13 protein-coding genes are annotated in these 19,436 nt (G+C 68.4%); 6 read left to right on the plus strand and 7 right to left on the minus strand.

The genetic code is table 11. From position 1 onward, the window contains the following. The first annotated feature begins 130 nt into the window (after window positions 1–130). Entirely contained in the window at window positions 131–3,193 is a 3,063-nt protein-coding gene (locus tag ACFK0J_RS03205) for a BTAD domain-containing putative transcriptional regulator (protein WP_378736406.1), read from the plus strand. A 60-nt stretch (window positions 3,194–3,253) separates the two neighbouring features. On the opposite strand, the gene ACFK0J_RS03210 is transcribed toward ACFK0J_RS03205, so the two are convergent. Further along, window positions 3,254–3,745 (minus strand): inorganic diphosphatase, encoded by a 492-nt coding sequence (locus ACFK0J_RS03210; protein WP_218472969.1) that lies wholly within the window; start codon window positions 3,743–3,745, stop codon window positions 3,254–3,256. A 158-nt stretch (window positions 3,746–3,903) separates the two neighbouring features. Between ACFK0J_RS03210 and ACFK0J_RS03215 the strand changes: the two genes are divergently transcribed. The 4 genes from ACFK0J_RS03215 (at window position 3,904) to hpt (ending at window position 8,301) form a co-directional block, all read left to right on the plus strand. Next, window positions 3,904–5,358: a D-alanyl-D-alanine carboxypeptidase/D-alanyl-D-alanine-endopeptidase gene (locus ACFK0J_RS03215; protein ID WP_378736408.1), complete on the plus strand. Its 1,455-nt coding sequence runs from the start codon at window positions 3,904–3,906 to the stop codon at window positions 5,356–5,358. A gap of 13 nt (window positions 5,359–5,371) precedes the next feature. After that, window positions 5,372–6,496, plus strand: a complete 1,125-nt coding sequence (locus ACFK0J_RS03220; protein WP_378736410.1) for a zinc-dependent metalloprotease — start codon at window positions 5,372–5,374, stop codon at window positions 6,494–6,496. Window positions 6,497–6,681: 185 nt separating this feature from the next. Continuing rightward, window positions 6,682–7,695, plus strand: coding sequence for a tRNA lysidine(34) synthetase TilS (gene tilS / locus ACFK0J_RS03225; protein ID WP_378736412.1), 1,014 nt, complete (start codon window positions 6,682–6,684; stop codon window positions 7,693–7,695). Window positions 7,696–7,749: 54 nt separating this feature from the next. Next, the gene (gene hpt / locus ACFK0J_RS03230; protein ID WP_069165896.1) at window positions 7,750–8,301 is read left to right on the plus strand and encodes a hypoxanthine phosphoribosyltransferase; all 552 of its coding nucleotides are present in this window, start codon (window positions 7,750–7,752) and stop codon (window positions 8,299–8,301) included. A gap of 24 nt (window positions 8,302–8,325) precedes the next feature. On the opposite strand, the gene ACFK0J_RS03235 is transcribed toward hpt, so the two are convergent. Genes ACFK0J_RS03235 through ACFK0J_RS03245 form a run of 3 tightly spaced genes read right to left on the minus strand, consistent with a single transcriptional unit; the run spans window position 8,326 to window position 13,774 of the window. Beyond that, window positions 8,326–9,045: a cyclase family protein gene (locus tag ACFK0J_RS03235; RefSeq protein WP_378736415.1), complete on the minus strand. Its 720-nt coding sequence runs from the start codon at window positions 9,043–9,045 to the stop codon at window positions 8,326–8,328. Then, entirely contained in the window at window positions 9,042–11,285 is a 2,244-nt protein-coding gene (locus tag ACFK0J_RS03240; protein WP_378736418.1) for a serine/threonine-protein kinase, read from the minus strand. Before ACFK0J_RS03240 ends, ACFK0J_RS03235 begins: the two co-directional genes overlap by 4 nt. Further along, entirely contained in the window at window positions 11,282–13,774 is a 2,493-nt protein-coding gene (locus ACFK0J_RS03245; RefSeq protein WP_378736420.1) for a serine/threonine-protein kinase, read from the minus strand. Before ACFK0J_RS03245 ends, ACFK0J_RS03240 begins: the two co-directional genes overlap by 4 nt. A gap of 180 nt (window positions 13,775–13,954) precedes the next feature. Between ACFK0J_RS03245 and ACFK0J_RS03250 the strand changes: the two genes are divergently transcribed. Further along, window positions 13,955–15,547, plus strand: coding sequence for an amidase family protein (locus tag ACFK0J_RS03250; protein WP_378736422.1), 1,593 nt, complete (start codon window positions 13,955–13,957; stop codon window positions 15,545–15,547). 6 nt (window positions 15,548–15,553) lie between these two features. On the opposite strand, the gene ACFK0J_RS03255 is transcribed toward ACFK0J_RS03250, so the two are convergent. From ACFK0J_RS03255 to ACFK0J_RS03265, 3 genes are all read right to left on the minus strand, one after another. Next, window positions 15,554–16,447, minus strand: coding sequence for a LysR substrate-binding domain-containing protein (locus tag ACFK0J_RS03255; RefSeq protein WP_218472987.1), 894 nt, complete (start codon window positions 16,445–16,447; stop codon window positions 15,554–15,556). A gap of 435 nt (window positions 16,448–16,882) precedes the next feature. Continuing rightward, the gene (locus ACFK0J_RS03260) at window positions 16,883–17,716 is read right to left on the minus strand and encodes an SDR family oxidoreductase (RefSeq protein ID WP_378736424.1); all 834 of its coding nucleotides are present in this window, start codon (window positions 17,714–17,716) and stop codon (window positions 16,883–16,885) included. After that, window positions 17,713–19,302 (minus strand): aldehyde dehydrogenase family protein, encoded by a 1,590-nt coding sequence (locus ACFK0J_RS03265; protein WP_378736426.1) that lies wholly within the window; start codon window positions 19,300–19,302, stop codon window positions 17,713–17,715. Before ACFK0J_RS03265 ends, ACFK0J_RS03260 begins: the two co-directional genes overlap by 4 nt. Window positions 19,303–19,436 lie beyond the last annotated feature (134 nt).

Here is a 19,436-nt window from a genome sequence, read left to right on the forward strand (position 1 = left end):
ACGGCGGCCGGTATCGATGACGTCAGATCATCAGTGGCTTATCGGTGACGTCGGAGGGCGAGTGTGCCGACTCGGCCTGACGATTGTCTACGTTCGTAGCCGAAGGTCCGACGGTCAGAGAGGGGACCGAATGCTGAAGTTCGCTGTGCTCGGTGAGGTGCGTGCGTGGCGCGATGAGCTGGAGCTCGATCTGGGTTCCAAGCAGCGCCGAGCCTTGCTGGCAGCATTGTTGTTGCGCAGCGGACGTTCGGCGACGGTGCCGGAACTCATTGATGGCGTCTGGGGCGAGCATCCGACGCCGAGTGCGATCGGCGCGCTGCGCAACCACATCCTGCATCTGCGTCGCGCGCTCGAGCCGGAGCGCCCGTCCGGAGCGCCCGCCACCGTGCTGGTCGGGTTCGGCGGCGGCTACGCGCTGCGGCTCGCGCCCGGCGCGGTCGATGTGGAGATGGTCGAGGACATGCTGCTCGAGGTCCAGCCGGACCGGATCGGCGCGGAGCCGTCACACGCGGTCGAACTGGTCCGCGAACGCCTCGACGCCGCACTGCGGTTATGGTCGGGCACGCCGCTGGCGGGCCTACCCGGGCCCTACGCGGATCGCCAGCGCACCCAGCTGATCGAACGCCGGGTGGCGCTGCTGGAACAGCGGATCGAACTGGACCTGCGCCTCGGCCGCTACCCGGAGGTGATCGCCGAGCTGACACCGCTGTGCAGCGAACATCCGATGCGCGAACAGATCCGCGGGCTGTTGATGACCGCGCTGTATCACGCGGGCCGCCAAGCCGAAGCGCTCGCGGTGTACGCCGACACCCGCAAGGTGCTCATCGAACGGCTCGGCATCGAACCCGGACAGCAGCTGGCCGAACTGCACCAGCGCATTCTGCGAGCGGACCTGCCCGCGCCACAACGGGATACCGATAAACAAGCGGTCATCGTCCGCCCGCCGCGTCGTGCCGTCGCCCGGGTCGCCCAGTTACCCGCCGACGTCGTCGACTTCACCGGCCGCACCGAGACGGTCCGCCGGATCAGCGAATGGCTCACCCGCGCAGATGGTTTCGCGGTGCCGGTGTGTGTGATCGGCGGCATGGGCGGGATCGGCAAGAGCGCCCTCGCGGTGCACGTCGGCCATCGCATCCGGGACCAATTCCCGGACGGACAGCTGCACGTCGATCTGCACGGTTTCGCGCAGGCCCGCGGCCGCAACCTGGCCGACCGGTCCGGCACCCCGGCCGCCGACACGCTGGGTGACTTCCTGCGTGCCCTCGGCATTCCGGAGGGCGAGATCGCGCCGACGCTCGCCGAGCGCTCGGCCCAGTTCCGCAGCTTCCTCGACGGCAAACGGGTGCTCGTCGTGCTGGACAACGCGCGAGACGTCGACCAGGTCGCGCCGCTGATTCCCGGCACTCCCGGGTCGGCGGTGCTGATCACCAGCCGCTCTTCTATGCCCGAATTGCCTTGCGTGGTAGGCGTTCTCGGCGTGCGGCTCGATGTGCTCGCCCGGGTGGAGGCCCGCACCCTGCTCGCCGGGATCGCGGGCCTGCGGCGGGTCGCCGCCGAGCCCGCCGCGGTGGACAGCGTGCTCACCGCGTGCGGTGGGCTGCCGCTGGCCGTCCGGATCGTCGGCGCGCGGCTGGCGGCCCGGCCGAACTGGAGCATCAGCAGCCTGGCCGAGCGGCTGGCGGACGAGAAGCAGCGGCTCGGCACGCTGCGCAGCGGCGACCTCGCGGTCGAGGCGGCGTTCCGGCTCAGCTACGACCAGCTCGATTGCGCTCAGGCCAGGGCCTTCCGGATGCTGGCCGTGCCGGAGGTCGCCGAGATCTCGCTGGACGCGGCGGCCGCGATCCTCGGCGCGGATCGGATGCTCGTCGAGGAACTGTGTGAGTCTCTCGTCGATCTGAACCTGATGGAGACCAGCGCGTCCGGGCGCTACACCTATCACGATCTGCCGCGGTTGTTCGCGCGCGAGCTACACCTCGGGTCCGACGTCGCCGAGCCGGTGTCCGGTGCGTTGCTCCGGCTGCTCGACTTCTACCTGGCCACCATGAAAAACCTGATGACAGTGTGCAATCCGGGGTCGCGGCTGCCCGAACATCTCGGTGCCACCGTCGCGGACGGGCTGTCGTTCATGGACAGCATCGCCGCGCAGTACTGGCTGGATGTGGAACGTCCGAACCTGATCTCGCTGTACGAACAGACCGCGCGAGTGGGTGGTCCCGCGCTCGCACGGGCGGCCGATATCGCCTGGGCCACAGCGGAATTGATCGATGGCGGGCCACATTGCCAGGAGTTGTCGCGGGCGCTGAGCAAGTTGCTCGACGCGGCGGTGCGGGCCGGTGACCGCGGCGCCGAATGCCGGATTCGGGTGACCCTGGGTGCGATCTTCAGTTACTCGCTCGGCACCCTGCGGCAAGGCCGGGATCATCAGCGCATCGCGCTGTCGCTGCCGCCGACCTCGCCGAGTGACGTGCGACTGGTCGCCTTCGCGGCGCAGTTGCTCTCCTCCTCGACCAGAATGGGCACCGAGACGGCCGCCTCGGTCGCGCACGCCGAACGCGCGATCCGCCTGGCGCGCCAGGTCGAGGACCCGGCGGTGGAATGCGCCAGCCTGGTGCACATGTCCAAAACCCTGTCGGACGGCGGGCAATTCGAAGCGGCACAGGATCGGGCGACCGAGGCGAAGACGCTCGCCGCGAAGATCGGCAATGCCGCACTGGAGGCGATGGCGACCCACGAACTCGGGGTGAGTCGCGGATTTCAAGGCGACCATGCGCACGCGATCGAGCTGTGCGGTGAGGCGGTCCAGCTGGCCCGGCTCAGCGGGGTGGAACTGCGCGAAGGCTGGGCGCTGGCGCGGTTGGCGCATGTGCACATGATGGCGGGGCAGTTGGCCGAGGCCGAACCGATCGCCGACGCGGCCGTCCGCCTGCTCAACCGCCAGATCGGCCCGCTCACCAGGGCGCGGGTGCTGGTGATGCACGGACTGATCCTGCAGGCGCTCGGCCGGACCCATCAGGCGTACTGCGTCTACCGTTGCGCGGCAGAAGCTTTCGCGCCGATGGAGGACGCGCACTTCACTCATGAACGGCTCGACCACGAGGTGGAGGCGCCGATCCTGGCGCTGCTGGCCGAGCACCTGGACGAGGTGATCGCCGAACGCAATCAGCGGCGCGACCGCGCCACCGGCGGCGAGTAGACGCGAAAAGCGGGAAGCCGGTTCGCCGGACTTCCCGCTTTTCGTAACCGTGCGGCCGAATCAGTGGCCGCCGTTGTCCTTCAGTCGCTGCAGCGAGGCCTCGACCTCGGCCTCGGCCTCGGCGCGGCCGACCCACTCCGAGCCCTTGACGTACTTGCCGGGCTCGAGATCCTTGTAGCGCTCGAAGAAGTGCTTGATCGCGGCCAGCTCGAACTCGGGCACATCCTTCAGGTCCTGGATGTGATCCCAGCGCTGGTCGCCCGCGGGCACGCACAGCACCTTGTCGTCGCCGCCCGCCTCGTCGACCATCTTGTACATCGCCACCGGACGCACCTCGATGAGGCAGCCGGGGAACACCGACTCGGGCAGCAGGACCAGCGCGTCGAGCGGGTCACCGTCCTCGCCGAGAGTGTTCTCGATGTAGCCGTAGTCGGCCGGGTAGACCATGGACGTGTAGAGGAACCGGTCGAGCCGGACTCGGCCGGTCTCGTGATCGACCTCGTACTTGTTCCGAGAACCCTTGGGGATCTCGATGGTGACGTCGAACTCCACGCCATCTCCTTCGGTGCATCTATGAGCATGAGCAGTCAGGACTGCCGACTCGCCAGGTTGTTCTGGGGAACGGTTGCGCAACGAGGATAGTGTGGTCGGCGGGGACATGGGTGCGGCAGGCGGCTGCTGCGGGAATCAGTCGAGGAGAGCTGCGGGCAGTGGTTGGTAAGAACATCGGTGGCTTGGCTGCCCGGCGGCGCCGCAATCTCTGGATCGGACTCGGCACCACGCTCGCCGTCTTGCTCGCGGCGGGAGCGGGCGTGCTGTTCACGGTCAAGCCGTGGACCGACGAATTCCGGCACGGCGGGCTGACCACGGCCGCCCCGCCCGCCCCGGTCCGGCCGTTCCCACAGGTCGCCCCCGCCCCCTCGAACGCACCCGCGCCCAGCCCGGCCGGGGTGGCCGCCGCGCTCGCCCCGGTGATCGGCAACCCCGATCTCGGCGCCTTCGCCGGGCAGGTCACCGATGCCGACAGCGCGACGGTGCTGTGGAGCGGTGACGCGAACAAGGCGATGATCCCGTCTTCCACCGCGAAGATCCTGCTCACCGCCGCCGCGCTGCTCACGCTGCCCGCCGACCACCGGGTGATCACCAAGGTGGTGGCCGGGAACGCGCCGAATGAACTGGTTCTCGTCGGCGGCGGTGACCCGACGCTGACCGCGGAACCCGAGGGCAAGGGGTATTACCCCAACGGCCCCCGGCTGTCGGATCTGGTGACGCAGGTCAAGAACTCGGGTCGCGCGGTCGACACGATCCTGGTGGACACCTCCGCCTACACCGGCCCCAATTTCGCCAAGGGCTGGGACCCGGTGGACATCGGGGACGGCTCGATCGCCCCGATCGAACCGGTCATGATCGACGGCGGGCGGCTGCGACCACTGGTCGAATACTCGCCGCGCACCACGACACCGGCGCTGGATGCCGGGCGCAGGCTGGCCATCGAGTTGGGCCTCGACCCCGCCCGGGTCAGGATCGCCACCGCCGCACCCGGCGCCGCCGAGGTCGCGAGCGTGCGCTCGGCGCCGCTGCGCGACCGGCTGCGCGACCTGATGGTCTACTCCGACAATGTGCTCGCCGAAACGGTCGGCCGCGAGATCTCGGTAGCGACCGGCGGCCCGGCCTCCTTCGACGGCGCGGTCGCGGCGGTGAACGCCGCGCTGGCCAAGGCCGGTTTCGACGTGTCCGGGGTGACCATGCACGACAACAGCGGGCTCTCGGTCGACGACCGGATCCCGCCGCGGCTGCTGGACCGGATCGTCGCGACGGCGGCCAAGCCGAACGGGGCGACCGCCGTGCAACCGATCGGCACCAAGGCCAGGCCCGAAAACGACCGGCTCGCCACCACATTGGCGCCGCTGCTGGACGACCTTCCGGTCGCGGGCGCGACCGGCTCGCTGAGCAGCCGATATGTCCTCAGAGACCGGGCCGCCGCCGGGTGGGTCCGGGCCAAGACCGGAACTCTGTCGGTGTCCAGCGCGTTGGTTGGGTATGTGCTCGATGCCGATGGGCGGGTGCTGACTTTCGCGTTGATGTCGAACGATCGACCGCCGGAGGTGAGCAGGCCCGCGTTGGACGCGATCGCAGGCACGCTGCGCAACTGTGGATGCTCCTGACGGGTGGTTGACAATGCACCGAGAAAGTTCCGACCCAGCTGATTCCCGCGCGGTGGGTTCAGCGGCCGAGGGGGTCGTGGAGCGGCCCAAGGGCCGTTCCGGGTTCTCCGGTGCTGTCGACTGGCGGCTGGCCGCGAAGACCGGCGCCGCGCTGGTGCCGTCCGGTCCGCGCACCTCGCGTTATTCGGCCGAGCAGGTCGTCGCTGAACTGGCCACCGCCTCGGTGCGGTCCGAGGGGCCGGTGCGGGAGGTGAGCGGGCTGCTCGACGACCAGCCGGTGCCCGCCGCCAGGATCGTCGACCGGCCAGGATGGATCGGCGCGGCCGCCGACTCCATGGCCCAATTGACCGGCACCGAACGCGACGCCGGCGAGCGCGGACTACTACAGGGCAAGCCCGCCGGCGTGCAGGCGGGCGCGATGCTCGCGTTCCTGTCCACCGCGATCCTCGGCCAGTACGACCCGTTCACCGGACCGGACGGCACGCTGCTGCTGGTCGCGCCGAACATCATGGCGGTGGAGCGCGCACTCGGCGTCTCGCCCAGCGACTTCCGCCTCTGGGTCTGCCTGCACGAGGTGACCCACCGGGTGCAATTCTCTTCGGCGCCGTGGCTGGCCGACTACATGCGCGCCAATGTCGAGGTGCTCGGCGAGGTCGGCGACGAACCGATCAACGAGATGCTCGCCCGACTGATCGAGGAGGTACGTGAGCGCCGTCGCGGCACCGCCTCCGAAGACCCCGCCGCCCGCGGCGTCGTCGGCCTGCTGCGCGCCACCCAGGCTCCGCCGCAACGCGAAGCCCTCGACCGCCTGCTCATGCTGGGCACCCTCCTCGAAGGCCACGCCGACCACGTCATGGACGCCGTCGGCCCCGCCGTCGTGCCCTCGGTCGAACAGATCCGCTCCGCCTTCGACCAGCGCCGCAAGCGCCCGACCAACCCGGTCCAGCGCATCATGCGGGCCCTGCTCGGCGTGGACGCGAAGGTCGCACAGTACGTTCGCGGCAAAGCATTCGTCGACGACGTCGTAGGCCGAGTAGGCATGGACCGTTTCAACACCATCTGGACCGAAGCCGAAACCCTCCCTCGCACACACGAAATCGAGCACCCGGACCGCTGGGTAACCCGCGTCCTCGGCTAGCGCGTTCCCGCCTGCCGAACCTTCGGGACCGATTCGGGGCTGATCTCACAGAGCCTTCGTACGTCTCACAGGGTGGCAGACCCTGTGAAGGGTGTGGACGGACTGTGAGATCGGTTGCGGATGGCGAGCCGGGGGGCTTCTGCGGGTGCGGATGCTGGTGGGGGTGGGGTCGGTACGCTGCGGATATGAGCCGCGCGGGGTCGGATGGTGGGGAGGCATCGCCGCGCCGGTTGCCTGAGACGGTGGCGGTGCTGGCAGTGCGGCGGGCCGTTCGGGACTGGGTTGGGGAGTACGTGTCGGATGCTGCGACGGGAGTCGCGGTCGCGTTGTCGGGCGGGGCGGATTCTCTGGCTCTCACTGCCGCGGCCGTTGTCGAGGTGGGCTCGGTCGATGCCCTTGTAGTCGACCATCAATTGCAGGCCGGGTCGGAGGTGGTTGCGGCTGATGCCGCGGCGACCGCGCTGGCGCTCGGGTGCCGGTCGGCTCGGGTGATCGCGGTCGATGTGGCGGGCGAGGGGGGAATGGAGGCGGCGGCGCGACGCGCTCGGTACGCGGCGTTGGATGAGGCGCGGGCCGGGCTTCCGGTATTGCTCGGACACACACTCGACGATCAGGCGGAAACAGTGCTGCTCGGACTGGCTCGCGGGTCCGGCGGACGCTCTATTCAGGGGATGGCGGCATGGGCCGAGCCGTGGGGTCGGCCGCTGCTCGGGGTGCGGCGGGCGGTTACCCGGCAGCTGTGTACAGATCTGGACCTGACGCCGCACGAGGATCCGCACAACGCCGCGCCCGAGTTCACCCGGGTGCGACTGCGTACCGAAGTGCTGCCGTTGCTGGAGGACGTGCTCGGGGGTGGCGTTGCCGCCGCGCTCGCTCGCACGGCCGAGCAGTTGCGCGAGGACGGCGCGGTGCTCGACGCCCTCGCGGGTGAGCTGCTGCACACCGCGAGTGATGGCGAGACACTCTCGATCGAGACGCTCGCCACTGCGCCCGGCGCACTGCGCAGGCGGGCGATCCGGGCCTGGCTGCTCGCGGGCGGTGCGAAAGCGCTGACCGGCAAGCATTTACATGCGGTGGACGAGTTGATCACCGACTGGCGTGGGCAGGGCGGGGTCGCGGTCGGCGGCGGACGGTCGGGTAGCAGGTTGGTCGCGGCGCGCGAACATGGCAGGCTGACACTGCGTCTGCGCAGCGGCTGATGACACATAATGGGTCGGCCGTCCGGGAGCGAAAACCAGAAGGGAACAGCTGACGTGTACGGGGACGACATCGCGTCGGTGCTGATCACCGAGGAAGAGATCGCCACCAAGACCAAAGAGCTGGCCGAGCTCATCGCCAAGCGCTATCCCGCTGATGCTCCCGAGGGCGACCTGCTGCTGGTGGGTGTGCTCAAAGGCGCGATCTTCTTCATGACCGACCTGGCCAAGGCGTTGCCGATCCCGACCCAGATGGAGTTCATGGCCGTCTCGTCGTACGGGTCGTCCACCTCGTCGTCCGGCGTGGTCCGCATCATGAAGGACCTGGACAAGGACATTGCCGGCCGCAATGTGCTGATCGTCGAGGACATCATCGACTCGGGTCTCACGCTGTCCTGGCTGAAGCGCAACCTATCCACGCGCAACCCGGCCTCGCTCGAGGTGGTCACCTTGCTCCGCAAGCCGGACGCGCTACGCACCCACGTCGACGTCGCGCACGTCGGCTTCGACATCCCGAACGAATTCGTCGTCGGCTACGGCCTCGACTACGCCGAGCGCTACCGCGACCTGCCCTATATCGGCACCCTCGACCCCAAGGTCTACTCCTGACCCTCGCGGCTCGCCACCCGTTCGTCAGCGATCGGGGAGAATTCCGAAAATCGTTGCGGGGGAGCCGGAGCCGCCGCTGTACAACGGCCCGCCGACCAAGATCCAGGCGCCCGTCGCGGGGACAGTGACGAGGTTGGCCAGGCATTCCAGGCTGATTCGGTGGTCTCGGTAGAGCAGTTTCGATACCGCGTAGGTGTCGTCCGTGCCCAGATCGGGGCCGAAGGTGTCGATGCCGAGTGCGCCACGGCGGCCGAGCCGCCCGGTGCGCAGCAACCACTCGACGGTCTCGACCGCGAAACCCGGCTGATGGCCAGCGGATTCGCCGGTACCGATGAATTCCGGTGTGCCCCACTTGGCGTCCCACCCGGTCCAGGCGATCACCGCGGCGCCATCCGGGATGCGCCCGTGCCGTCCCTCCCACTTTTTCAGGTCGGCCACGGTGATCGCGTAGTCACGGTCCCCGGCGCACTGCTCACGCACATCGACCTTCACCGCGGGCAGCAGCAGATCATCCAGGTCGAGTTCATCGGCGGCGAGGCCGTCGGAGTGGAAATGAATCGGTGCGCCCCAATGGGTTCCGGTGTGCTCGCCCTGCTGGATGTAGCGCAGGTAGTAGCCGTCATTGGCGACCGTCGCGACGATGTCGGTGTGGAACTCCGGGTCCCCGGGAAACAGGGGAGTGGTGGCCGGGTCGTGCACATGCGACAGGCTGACCAGCCGTGGGAACGGCCGGGGCGAGGTCATCGCGTCCGCTGCGGGATGGCCCGCGCGAGCGCGAGCAGGTCCGCCTCTAGCCAGCGAAACAACCGGTAGGTAACCACGAAAGCCAGAATGCCACCCACGCTGAGTACGCGCACCGGAACGATCACCAACTCCAGATCCGCCGGGTCGACAAAGGTAGCCCCCGCCACGCCGAGCAGCGGAACCGACGCGGCGACGCCGAGGTAGAAGTTGCCGCGCCGGGCCAGGTTTCGTAGCTGTCGCTCATCGCCCGGCCCGATACCACCGCGCACCAACAACTGTGGATACACCGAGCGCACCGCGTACACCATGATCGGAAAGAACGGGTAGGCCAGCGCGATGGCTGCGCAAACGACCTGTGCCGCAAAGAAATGCAGGAAGGTCCCCGGCGGCAGATCAACCCCGGTGAACGCCAAGCCCAGCGGCCAGATGACACCGGCCACCAACCAGAAACCGAACGGCACCAACACCGCCCAGTCACCCATCGACAATGTGTCGCGGCGCGCCTTCGCCAGCGTGCGCGCGGAATACTCGCGGCCGCGGGCCAGCCGGAATCCGATGGTCAGCGGTCGGCGCGTCAGAAAGATCAGCAGCAGCGCCGCGACCGGGAAGGCGATCAGGTTGTTGACCAAGCCGACGGTGGCGAACTTGTGCTGATCGGCGGCCGACATCCGATCGACGATCAGCGACTGGTTCAGCTGGATGTTGTACCAGCTCGCCAGCGCGTTCGGCACGCCGATACACAGCGCCGCAACCGGGATCAGCCAGCCGCGGGCTCGATAGGCCAGGCTGGTCGGCGGCGGGTCGACCAGGTCCCGGGCACGTGCGTCGAGGCACAGATCGAGCTGACCGGCCAACTCGGCGCCGTTGCGCCAGCGCCGTTTCGGGTCGGCGTGCAGGCAGTCGAGCAGTACCCGGCGCAGCGCCGCCGGGGTATCCGCGGGCAGCCGGGACAGCGCGGTCGCGGAGATCCCCGCACGGCGTACGGCGAGCATGCGAGCGTAGACTGCGGCAGGCGCTTCGTTTGTCGGCGCGGGATCATCGAACGGGCTTGTGCCCGTGAGCATTTCCCACAACAACACGCCGAGTGAGTAAAGGTCGCTGCGCGTTCCCGGTGCGGGTGCGGCCGGATCGAGGAACCGGGCAAGCTGCTCCGGTGACCGGTACGGCAACGAATCGTCGGTGAGCTCATCGGGATTCACCGCGGCCTGGCGCGGACCCGACTCACTCAGCGCGAAATCGGCGAGCTTCGGGATACCCTCGGCGGTGAACAGTACGTTCGCGGGTTTGATGCCGTGGTGCAGCACGCCGTGGTGCTCCGCGTAATCCAGCGCGTCGGCCAGCCGCCTGCCGACCCAGGCCACCGTCTCCGGCCAGCTGAGCCGCGCGATCTCGGCCCGCACACTCGAATCCGACGGCCGGATCTCGCCTTTCGTCGCCATCGACGCGTCGATGGCGCGCAGCAGCAGCGCGCCGCCATCGGCCTCCGGCCCGCGCCGCCGCTGGTCGAGCACGCCGACCGCGGTACCGCCGGGCAGGTATTGCATGTAGACGAGTCGCGTCGCGGCGGCACCGAACACGCCGTCGGCAGCGTCGGTACGCAACAGCCGCTGGTCGAAGACTCGCACGATATGCGCGTGATCGAGTTGCGCCATGGTGTGTGGTGCGCCCGCCCGGCCCACCGAAAGCCGCACCGCGACAAGCCGTTGCATGGAGCGCTGCCTGGCGAGGAAGACCCGGCCGAGGATGCCGCTGCCGAGATCGGTGATCAGGTCGAAGTCATCGATTCGTCGGCCCGGAGCCAGTTCGGCCAGGGCGGCGACGGCTTCGCTCGATTCGGCGGTGCCGAAGTCGTCGGTGGTGTCATCGATAGCGAAGGCGTCGAGCCGTTCTCGGATCTCGTCGGCGAACTCCGGGTACCCGGTGAGGAATTCGGCGACCGAGAGTGGGGCATGGCGCCGCCGGGCCAGGAACTCCGCGCAGATCAGATCCGCCAGCTCCGGGCTGTGCTCGACCTCCGGAAACTCCTTGCGGTACTCGGCAACCCGCTTGCCGAGGTCGGCGGCCCTGGCCCAGCGCTCGCGCAGGTCGATGCGCAGCAGATCGGTCAACACGGCCAGGCGCACCTGGGTACCGTCGGGCACGTAGTCCGCGATGCGCGGCGGCGTGAACTGGTCACTGCGCAGGTTGCGTTGCCAATCGGCGGCGAACCGGGCGACAGCGTCGGCGCGCGCGGATCTCACCTGCGGGTCTCCACCACGGTAGGCCCGCTCTCCTCGGGTTCGGCTGCTGCCGCAACAGTATTCGAGCCGGCCGATTCCGGCGCGACGACCCGCTCCAGCGCGCGCAGGTCGGCCTCCAGCGCGCGGAACAGCAGATAGGAGACCACGAACGCGATGATGCCGCCCACACACAACACGCGGACCGCGACGATCACCATCGGAATATCGGACGGGGGCAGAAAAGTCACCCCGGCGACGGCGAGCAACGGCACCGACGCCGCGACCGCCAGGTATCCGTTGCAGCGACGATCCAACCCGCGCAACCAGATCGCGTCCTCGGGACTGAGGTCACCGTGCCGGAGGAACAGCGGATAGATGCAGCGCACCATGTAGAACGTCAGCAGGAAGAACGGATACGCCACCGCGATGGCGCCGCACACCACCAAGGACGCGAGGAAGTGCACGATCGCCCGTGCGGGCAGGTCGCCGGTCACCAATTGCAGCGTGAGCGGAAAGGTGAATCCGGATAGCACCCACAGCGAAAACGCCACGGCCACCGCACGATCGCCGAGTAACAGGGCGTCGCGTCTGGCATGACACAAGGTGTCCGGGTCGTAGCGTTTTCCCTTGCGGAGCCCGCGCGGCACCGTCAACAGCGACCGGGACAGGTACACCACCAGCGCGATGCCGACCGGGAAGAACACCGCGTTCACCACGCCCGTGATGATCACGAAGCTGTGCTGGGCCTCCTCGGTCAGCCTGCTGATGATCAGCCGCTGGTTGTGCTGGATGTTGTACAGCGAGGCAAGGACATTCGGCAGCCCGACCGACAGCAGCGTGACCAGCACCAGCCACGGTCGCAGCCGCAAGCGCCAGCTGTTCGGCGCCGGATCGACCAGTTCCCGCGCCCGCGCGTCCAGACACAGCTCCAATTGCCTGGCCAGCACCGACCCGTTCGCCCAGCGCATCGTCCGCTCCGGCGAAAGACAGCTCAGCAGCACTCGCCGCAGCGCCGCCGGGCAATCGGGTGGCACCCGCTCCAGCGCGGCCGCGTCCACCCCCGCGCTGCGCCGCTCCAGCATCGCCTCCAGTGTCGTGTCGTCACTGTGCTCGCCCGCGCCCGCGGTGCTGTCGTCGAACGGTTTGGCGCCGGTGAGCAATTCCCACAGCACCACCCCGAGTGAGTAGATGTCCGCGCGGGTGTCCAGATCCGCCGCGCTGCGCCCGAATCCGGGATGGCAGGCCTCCAACTGCTCCGGTGACATATACGCCAGCGAGCCGCCGAAATAGGCGACCGGACTCGTGCCCTCGACATTGCGGCTGAAGCTGATGTTGAAGTCGGCGAGCTTGGGCACCGCCTCGGCGGTGAGCAGCACATTCGCCGGTTTCACGTCGCGGTGCAGCACGCCGTGTGCCGAGGCGTAGTCCAGGGCCTCGGCCAGCCTGCGGCCGAGCCACGCTACCGTCTCCGGCCAACTGAGCGTGGCGATCTCGGCGCGCACACTCGAATCGGTCGGGCGGATCTCGCCCTTCTCCTCCATGGCCGCGTCGACGGCGTCGAGCAGCAGCCGACCGCTGCGTTCGGCGGGCGGGGTGGCGCGCACCCAGCGCAGCACACTGAGCAGCGTGCCGCCGGGCAGGAACTGCATGTACAGCAACCGCAGCCGGCGCGAGGGACCGGCATCCGCGTCGAGCAGCCGCTGGTCGAAGACGCGCACGATGTAGTCGTGGTCGAGCTGGGCCAGGGTCTGCGGCTCGGTGCCGTGGTCGGCGGAGATCTTCACCGCGACCAGCCGCTGCAATGAGCGCTGCCGGGCCAGGAAGACGCGGGCGAACGCGCCGCTGCCCAAGCCGGTCAACAGGTCGAAATCATCGATTCGCTGGCCGATTTCGATGCGGTCGAGCGCGTCGAGGCGGTCCGGCCCGGTGGTCCGGTTCAATTCGCTATCGACGAAGGCGGCTCTGGTGCGCGCGAGCGCGGTCAGCGTGAAATCCTCCAGTGCCGCCCGTCGGGTGCTCTGATCGAGATCATCGGCGTTCAGCAGGGCACACAGTTCACTCGCTTGGTGCGGATATTCGCGCAGGCATTCGCGCGGATCCACCCGTTCACCGCTCTGCCTGCGGATGACGAACTCTTCGTACACCAGACCGGCGGGGATACTTCCGGGTTCGAGTTCAGGGAATTCGGCGCAGTATTCGGCGAGCCGTTTGCGCGTCGCCGACCCCGGCCCGGCCTGCTCGGTCGCGCCGAGCACGGTCCGGCGCAGCCAGCGATGCCGCAGGTCGACCCGGATCAGCTCGATCAGCGCCTCGGTCCGCAACGTCTGCGCGTCGGGCAGATACTCGGCGATCTCGGGTGGGCGGCGCGCGGATTGAAAAGCGGCGTCTTCCCATGCTGCGGAGAAGGCTGCCACGGCGCTGAATTCGGTGCGCATGGGATGCCCGCCATAACCGGCCCCGGCATCGAAACCCGAGGCGTAATCGGAACTTCTATCGGAGTCGGCACTCATTCCAGGACCTAGTGGCTCGGCGGACGCCAGAGAATCCGCACTGGTCGGTCGATGGATGTGTCGGAGAAATTCCCGCCACACCCGACGTCATCGTCCCCCGAGCAGTATTCGGAATGATAACTTGCGGCTCAACAGCGATCACCCGAATTCGACAACGATGCGACGGGGGACGACCAGCACATGCACAACAAGTCCACAGCTGTGGCGGACGGTTCGGCAAAAACCGAAACCACCGGCACGGAAGCAGCAGCGCAGCCGCCGACCAAGCACCCGGCGGTCCCGCAGGCTCCGGCTACTTCGAAATCACTGGCGCAGGCGACGGTCGTGCAGGCCGAGGTCGCGCAGTTACCGCCTACCCGATCGGCCGTCGCGGCGACGGCGCCCGCTCGAGATAGTCCGGTGGACGCGAACGACCAAATCGCCACCGGCCAGGACAGCTCACGGGGCCCGGCCGCGGCGATCGCGGCAGGCGTCCGGGACGGTTCGCTGACCGCGACGGAGGTGGTCGAGACCGCCCTCGCCAGAATCGTCGCCGAGCACCGGAATACCAATGCCTTCAGCGTTATCCGCACCGAGAAGGCGCGGTCCGAGGCGGCGTTGCTCGAGCAGCGCGCCGACCTCGACGTGTTGCCGCTGGCCGGGGTGCCGATCGCGATCAAACACAACATCGCGGTCGCGGGCGAGACCATGCGGTGTGGCTCCGCGGCGACGGACACCCGTCCGGTCGCCGACGATCATCCGGTGGTGCGCAGGCTGCGCGCCGCGGGCGCGGTGGTCGTCGGGCTCACCACCATGCCCGAACTCGGACTGTGGGGCACCACCGACACCCAGGACCGGATCACCGGCAATCCATGGAATGTCGCGCGCAGCGCGGGCGGCTCGTCCGGCGGTTCGGCGGCGGCGGTCGCGGCCGGACTGGTGCCGGTCGCGCACGGCAACGACGGACTCGGTTCGATCCGCATCCCCGCCGCCTGCTGCGGGGTCTTCGGCATCAAGCCGGGCAGGCACACGGTGCCCGCGGAGATCGGCCTCGATGCCTGGTCCGGCATGGTCGAAAACGGCGTGCTGGCAACGACAGTCGGCGATGCGGCGCTCGCGCTATCGGTGCTGGCCGCCCGGCCGGACCTAGCTGAGGTGGAGCCGCCCGGCCGACTACGCATCGGTCTAGCCGTGGCTCCGCCGTCTCGCTTCTTCCTCGTCGATCGGCACTGGACCAACGCCGCCCGCACAGCGGCCTCGGTCGCCGCGGCGGCCGGTCACGTGGTCGAGCCGACCACGTTGCCCTATGGCGACGCGATGCTGTCGATCTTCTTGCGCTGGTTGGCCGTTGGTTGCCGCGACGCCGCGGCGCTACCCCACCCCGAGCTCCTGCAACCGCGCACCCGCCGGCATCTGGCGCTGGGCCGCAAGGTGGCCCGACTACGCCTCGTCCGCCCGTCCCAGGTCGACCGGGTCGAGGCGCGACTGCTGGAATACTTCGAACGCTACGACGTGGTGATCACGCCCACGCTCGCCGGCCCGCCGCCCAAGGCGCGGGCCTGGCATAACCGCGGTTGGCTGGCCAATGTGCTTGCCAGCTCTCGGTTTTCGCCCTTCACCCCGCTGTGGAATCTGGTCGGCTGGCCCGCCGCCTCCATCCCGATGGGCATGCACCCCGATGTCGGAACGCCGGTGGCCGCTCAGCTCGCCGGCCCGCCGGGCAGCGAATCCACTCTGCTACGGCTGTCCGCGCAATTGGAATCGCTGCACCCGTGGCGGCGCACTATCAACTGACCGAACTTACGCGCTGACGGCGGGTTGCTGCTGCTGGACCGAGAACCCGCCGTCGACCGCGCGTCCCGCGAATTCGAGGATGGTGGGTCGGGTGTCGTCGGCCCGCCATGCGACGGCCAGCTCGCAGGGCGCGAGACCGGCCACCGGTCGCGCGGTGAGGCCCGGCCAGCGGTACATCGGCACGTTGTTCTCGGCGAGCAAACAGACGCCGAGGCCGAGGCTCACGGCCTCCAGCTTGTCCTCGGGGGTCGCCGCCTCGGCGCCGATCTTCGGCTGACGTCCGTTGCGTGCGTCGTTGCCCAGCCAGAAGTCGCGCACCGCACCGGCTTCGGTGGGCAGCGCGATGAACGGCTCGTCGAGCAGGTCGGTGAAGTCGATGGTTTCCCGATCGGCCAGCGGATGGTTCTCCGGGAGCAGCACCCAGCGCGGCTCGGTGCGCAGCACCTGCCAGCGGTAGCGGTTCGGGTCGGGCAGCGGCAACCAGACCAGGGACAGGTCCGCCTGCCGACCGGCCAGGCCGCTGGACGGGTCGGTCCAGGAGGCCGCGTGCAGAGCGAGCCGATGGCCGCTCGCGCTCTCCAGGTCGTTCAACAGGCCGCGGCCGAGCGCGGACTGGATACCGACGCGCAGCACCTCGCCCGCCTCCTGTAGCGAGACGTTGGTGACCTCCCACAGCTCCAGGATCTTCCGGGCGCCCTCGAGCAGTTCCTTACCGGCGACGGTCAGGGCGACGCTGCGCTGGTTGCGGTCGAACAGGACCACGTCGAGCTGGCGTTCCAGCTGACGGATCTGACGCGAGAGGGTGGGTTGAGCGATGTGCAGCCGCTGAGCGGCGTTGGTGAAGTGCAGTTCCTCAGCGACGGCGACGAAATACCGCAGGTCGCGCAAATGCGGGTCCATAGCCCCTTGCTATCAGAATCAGTCCTGAATTTCCAGCCTTATCAGGCCGGAAAGTCTGGATACGGGTACCAAAACATTCGACAGGTTTGTTAGGGACAGCATATTGCTTGTCATGGTGGGACGCACCATCGACTCCGCGAATCTTCGGCATGCGGGGGCTGTTCTTTCCAGTGCGGTACATCTGGGCGTGTGACCAGCAGTGATGATCATTCGTGGCGTCACGACGGGCGAGGAACTGGCGGTCTGTGCGATTGCCGATCGTCAGCTGGGGGGCCGCTTATGGCCGACCTGCGGTCATTTGCACCCTCTATAGTGATTTTCGTCACAATACGGTTTTGTATTGCTCATTGGATCGGATAGCGAGTCGTCCTCGGACGCGCGAAAGCGCTGCGGCCGAGACGAATCCACGGCCGCAGCGCCCGGCGAGCAAACGAGCTACACGCTGCGCGCCCGCTCCTCGTACGCTTTGCGCTTGTCGGCGTCGACGTCGTCCAGGAACGCGTGCCCCGAGCCGAGCGCCCTGGCGATGCCGTCGCCGACCGCCTCCGGCAGCAGCCCGACCAGCTGCGAGATGATGCCCGCCACCGCCGTCACCCGGACCTTGGACTTCGGCGCGCTGATCAGCCCGACGATGGCGTCGGCGATCTCCTCCGGTTCGGCCGGGCGCAGCAGCTTCGGCGCGGTGACGCCCGCGCCGAGCTCGGTATTGGTCAACGTCGGCAGCACCGAGGAAAAGCGCACGCCGGAATCCCGGTACTCCTCGCGCAGCGTGTCGGTGAAGCCGAGCACCGCGTGCTTGCTCGCGTTGTAGGTGGCCAGGCCGGGGATGTGCGTCTCACCCGCCAGCGAGGCGATATTGATGACGTGCCCGCTCTTGCGCGGCAGCATCCGGGCCAGGCCCAGCTTGGAGCCCAGGATCACGCCGTAGACATTGATGTCGAGGATCCGGCGGGTGATCTGATCCGGCTCGTCGACCAGCCTGCCGGTCGGCATGATGCCCGCGTTGTTGACCAGTACATCGATCGGGCCGACGGTGCGCTCCACCTCGTCGAGGAAGCTCTCGAACGAGACGGGATCGGTGACGTCGAGCTTGCCGTACAGCTCGAAACCGCGGGCGGTGCCGGACTCCTTGACGGTGGCCTCGTCGATATCGCCGATCGCGACCTTGGCGCCGAGCGCCTGCAGCGCGGTCGCGGTAGCCAGCCCGATGCCGCGGGCGCCGCCGGTGATGACGACGACCTTGCCGCGAATCTTCGAAACGTCACTCACTTGTTGTCTCCCTTGAGTTTCAGAACGGCCGGAATATCGAGCCTGCGCAGGCCGCGGGCGCCCGCGGCCCGCATGGCGCCGAGTGCGAAGAGCAGCTTCGGCATCGAGTACGGGTACCAGAACAGTTCCTTCTGCTGGGTCGGCAGGATCGGCGTGGTGATCGCCTGCTGACGGCAGTACTTGCGGACGCCGTTGGCGCCGCCCCAGCGAGCGCCGGTGCCGGACATGCCCCAGCCGCCCATCGGGAGCGCGAAATTGAACAGATTGCTGAAGACATCGTTGATATTGACCGCGCCCGCGTTCAGCTGCCTGGCCACCCGTTCGCCGCGGTCCTTGTCGCCGGTCCACACCGTCGCCGAGAGCCCGTAGATCGAATCATTGGCCAGCCGAATGGCTTCCGCCTCGTCGGCCACCTTCATCACCGGCAGGGTCGGGCCGAAGGTCTCCTCGGTGACGCACGACATGGTGTGGTCGACATCGACCAGCACGGTCGGCTCGAACGCGGTGCCGAACCCGGCCCGCTTGCCGCCGGTGAGCACCTTCGCGCCGGCCGCGACGGCCTCGTCGACGTGGCGCTGCACGATGCTGGTCTGGTTCTCGTTGGCCAGCGCGCCGACGTCGTGCTCGGACTCGCGGCCGTCGATGCCCTGGCGCAGCGCCTTGACGTTCGCGGTCAGCTTGGCGACGAACTCGTCGTAGACCGGCGCCTCGACGTACACCCGCTCCACCGAGATACACACCTGACCCGAGTTGAACATGCCGCCGAACGCGATGCCGTGCGCGGCGCGATCCAGGTCGGCATCGGCCAGCACGATGGCCGGGTCCTTACCGCCCAGTTCCAGGCTGTACGGGACCATCCGCTCCGCACATGCCACGGCGATCTTGCGACCGGTCGCGGTCGAACCGGTGAACTGGATGTAGTCGGCGTTCTCGACGACGGCACCGCCGGTCGTGGCCGCGCCGGTGACCACGGCGAAGATCGGGGGAGCGCCGATTTCGGCCCAGCCCCTTGCCATTTCGAGGGCGGACAGCGGCGTTACCTCGGACGGCTTCAGGATGACGGCGGTGCCCGCGGCGAGCGCGGGGAACACGTCCAGCGCTGGCATGGCCACCGGGAAGTTCCACGGCGTGATGACGCCGACCACCGGGTACGGCCTGTACGCGGTGGTCAGCTTCTTCACCCTGGCCAGTGGGCTGTGCGGAGACGGGTGGTCGTCGGCGAGGAACTTGCCCGCGCGCCGGGCGTAGTAGCCGACCAGGTCGGTCGCGAAGGCGGGGTCGATGAGCGAGTCGACCCGCGGCTTGCCCGTTTCGGACTGCACCACGCCGGCGATCCTGTCGGTGTTGTCGATCAGCCAGTCCTGGAATTTCAGCAGCCATTCCTTGCGGCCGTTCGGGCCGATGGCCTCCCATTCCGGCTGGTACAGCCGTAGCTCGCGGACCTTGGCCGCGACCTCGTCCGCGGTCACTTCCGGCACCGTCCCGACGACCGCACCGGTGCCGGGATTGCGCACCTCTATGACGGCGGGGGCGGTGTCCGCTGCCGTTGTCTTTGCCGCGCCGGGCGCTGGTTCGGTGTTGGTCACTGCTGTTCTCCCACTGACGTTGTGCTGTGAGCCGCGTGGGCTGAATGTGAATCAGGCCACTGAACTATGATCGTGACACAATGTCGGGGGAGATTCTTGGCCCAGTTTGTCAACGGAGCCGCGAGAATTTGTGC

Origin of the sequence: Nocardia brasiliensis, assembly GCF_042691675.1 — a bacterium.
Taxonomy (GTDB): Bacteria; Actinomycetota; Actinomycetes; order Mycobacteriales; family Mycobacteriaceae; genus Nocardia; species Nocardia brasiliensis_D.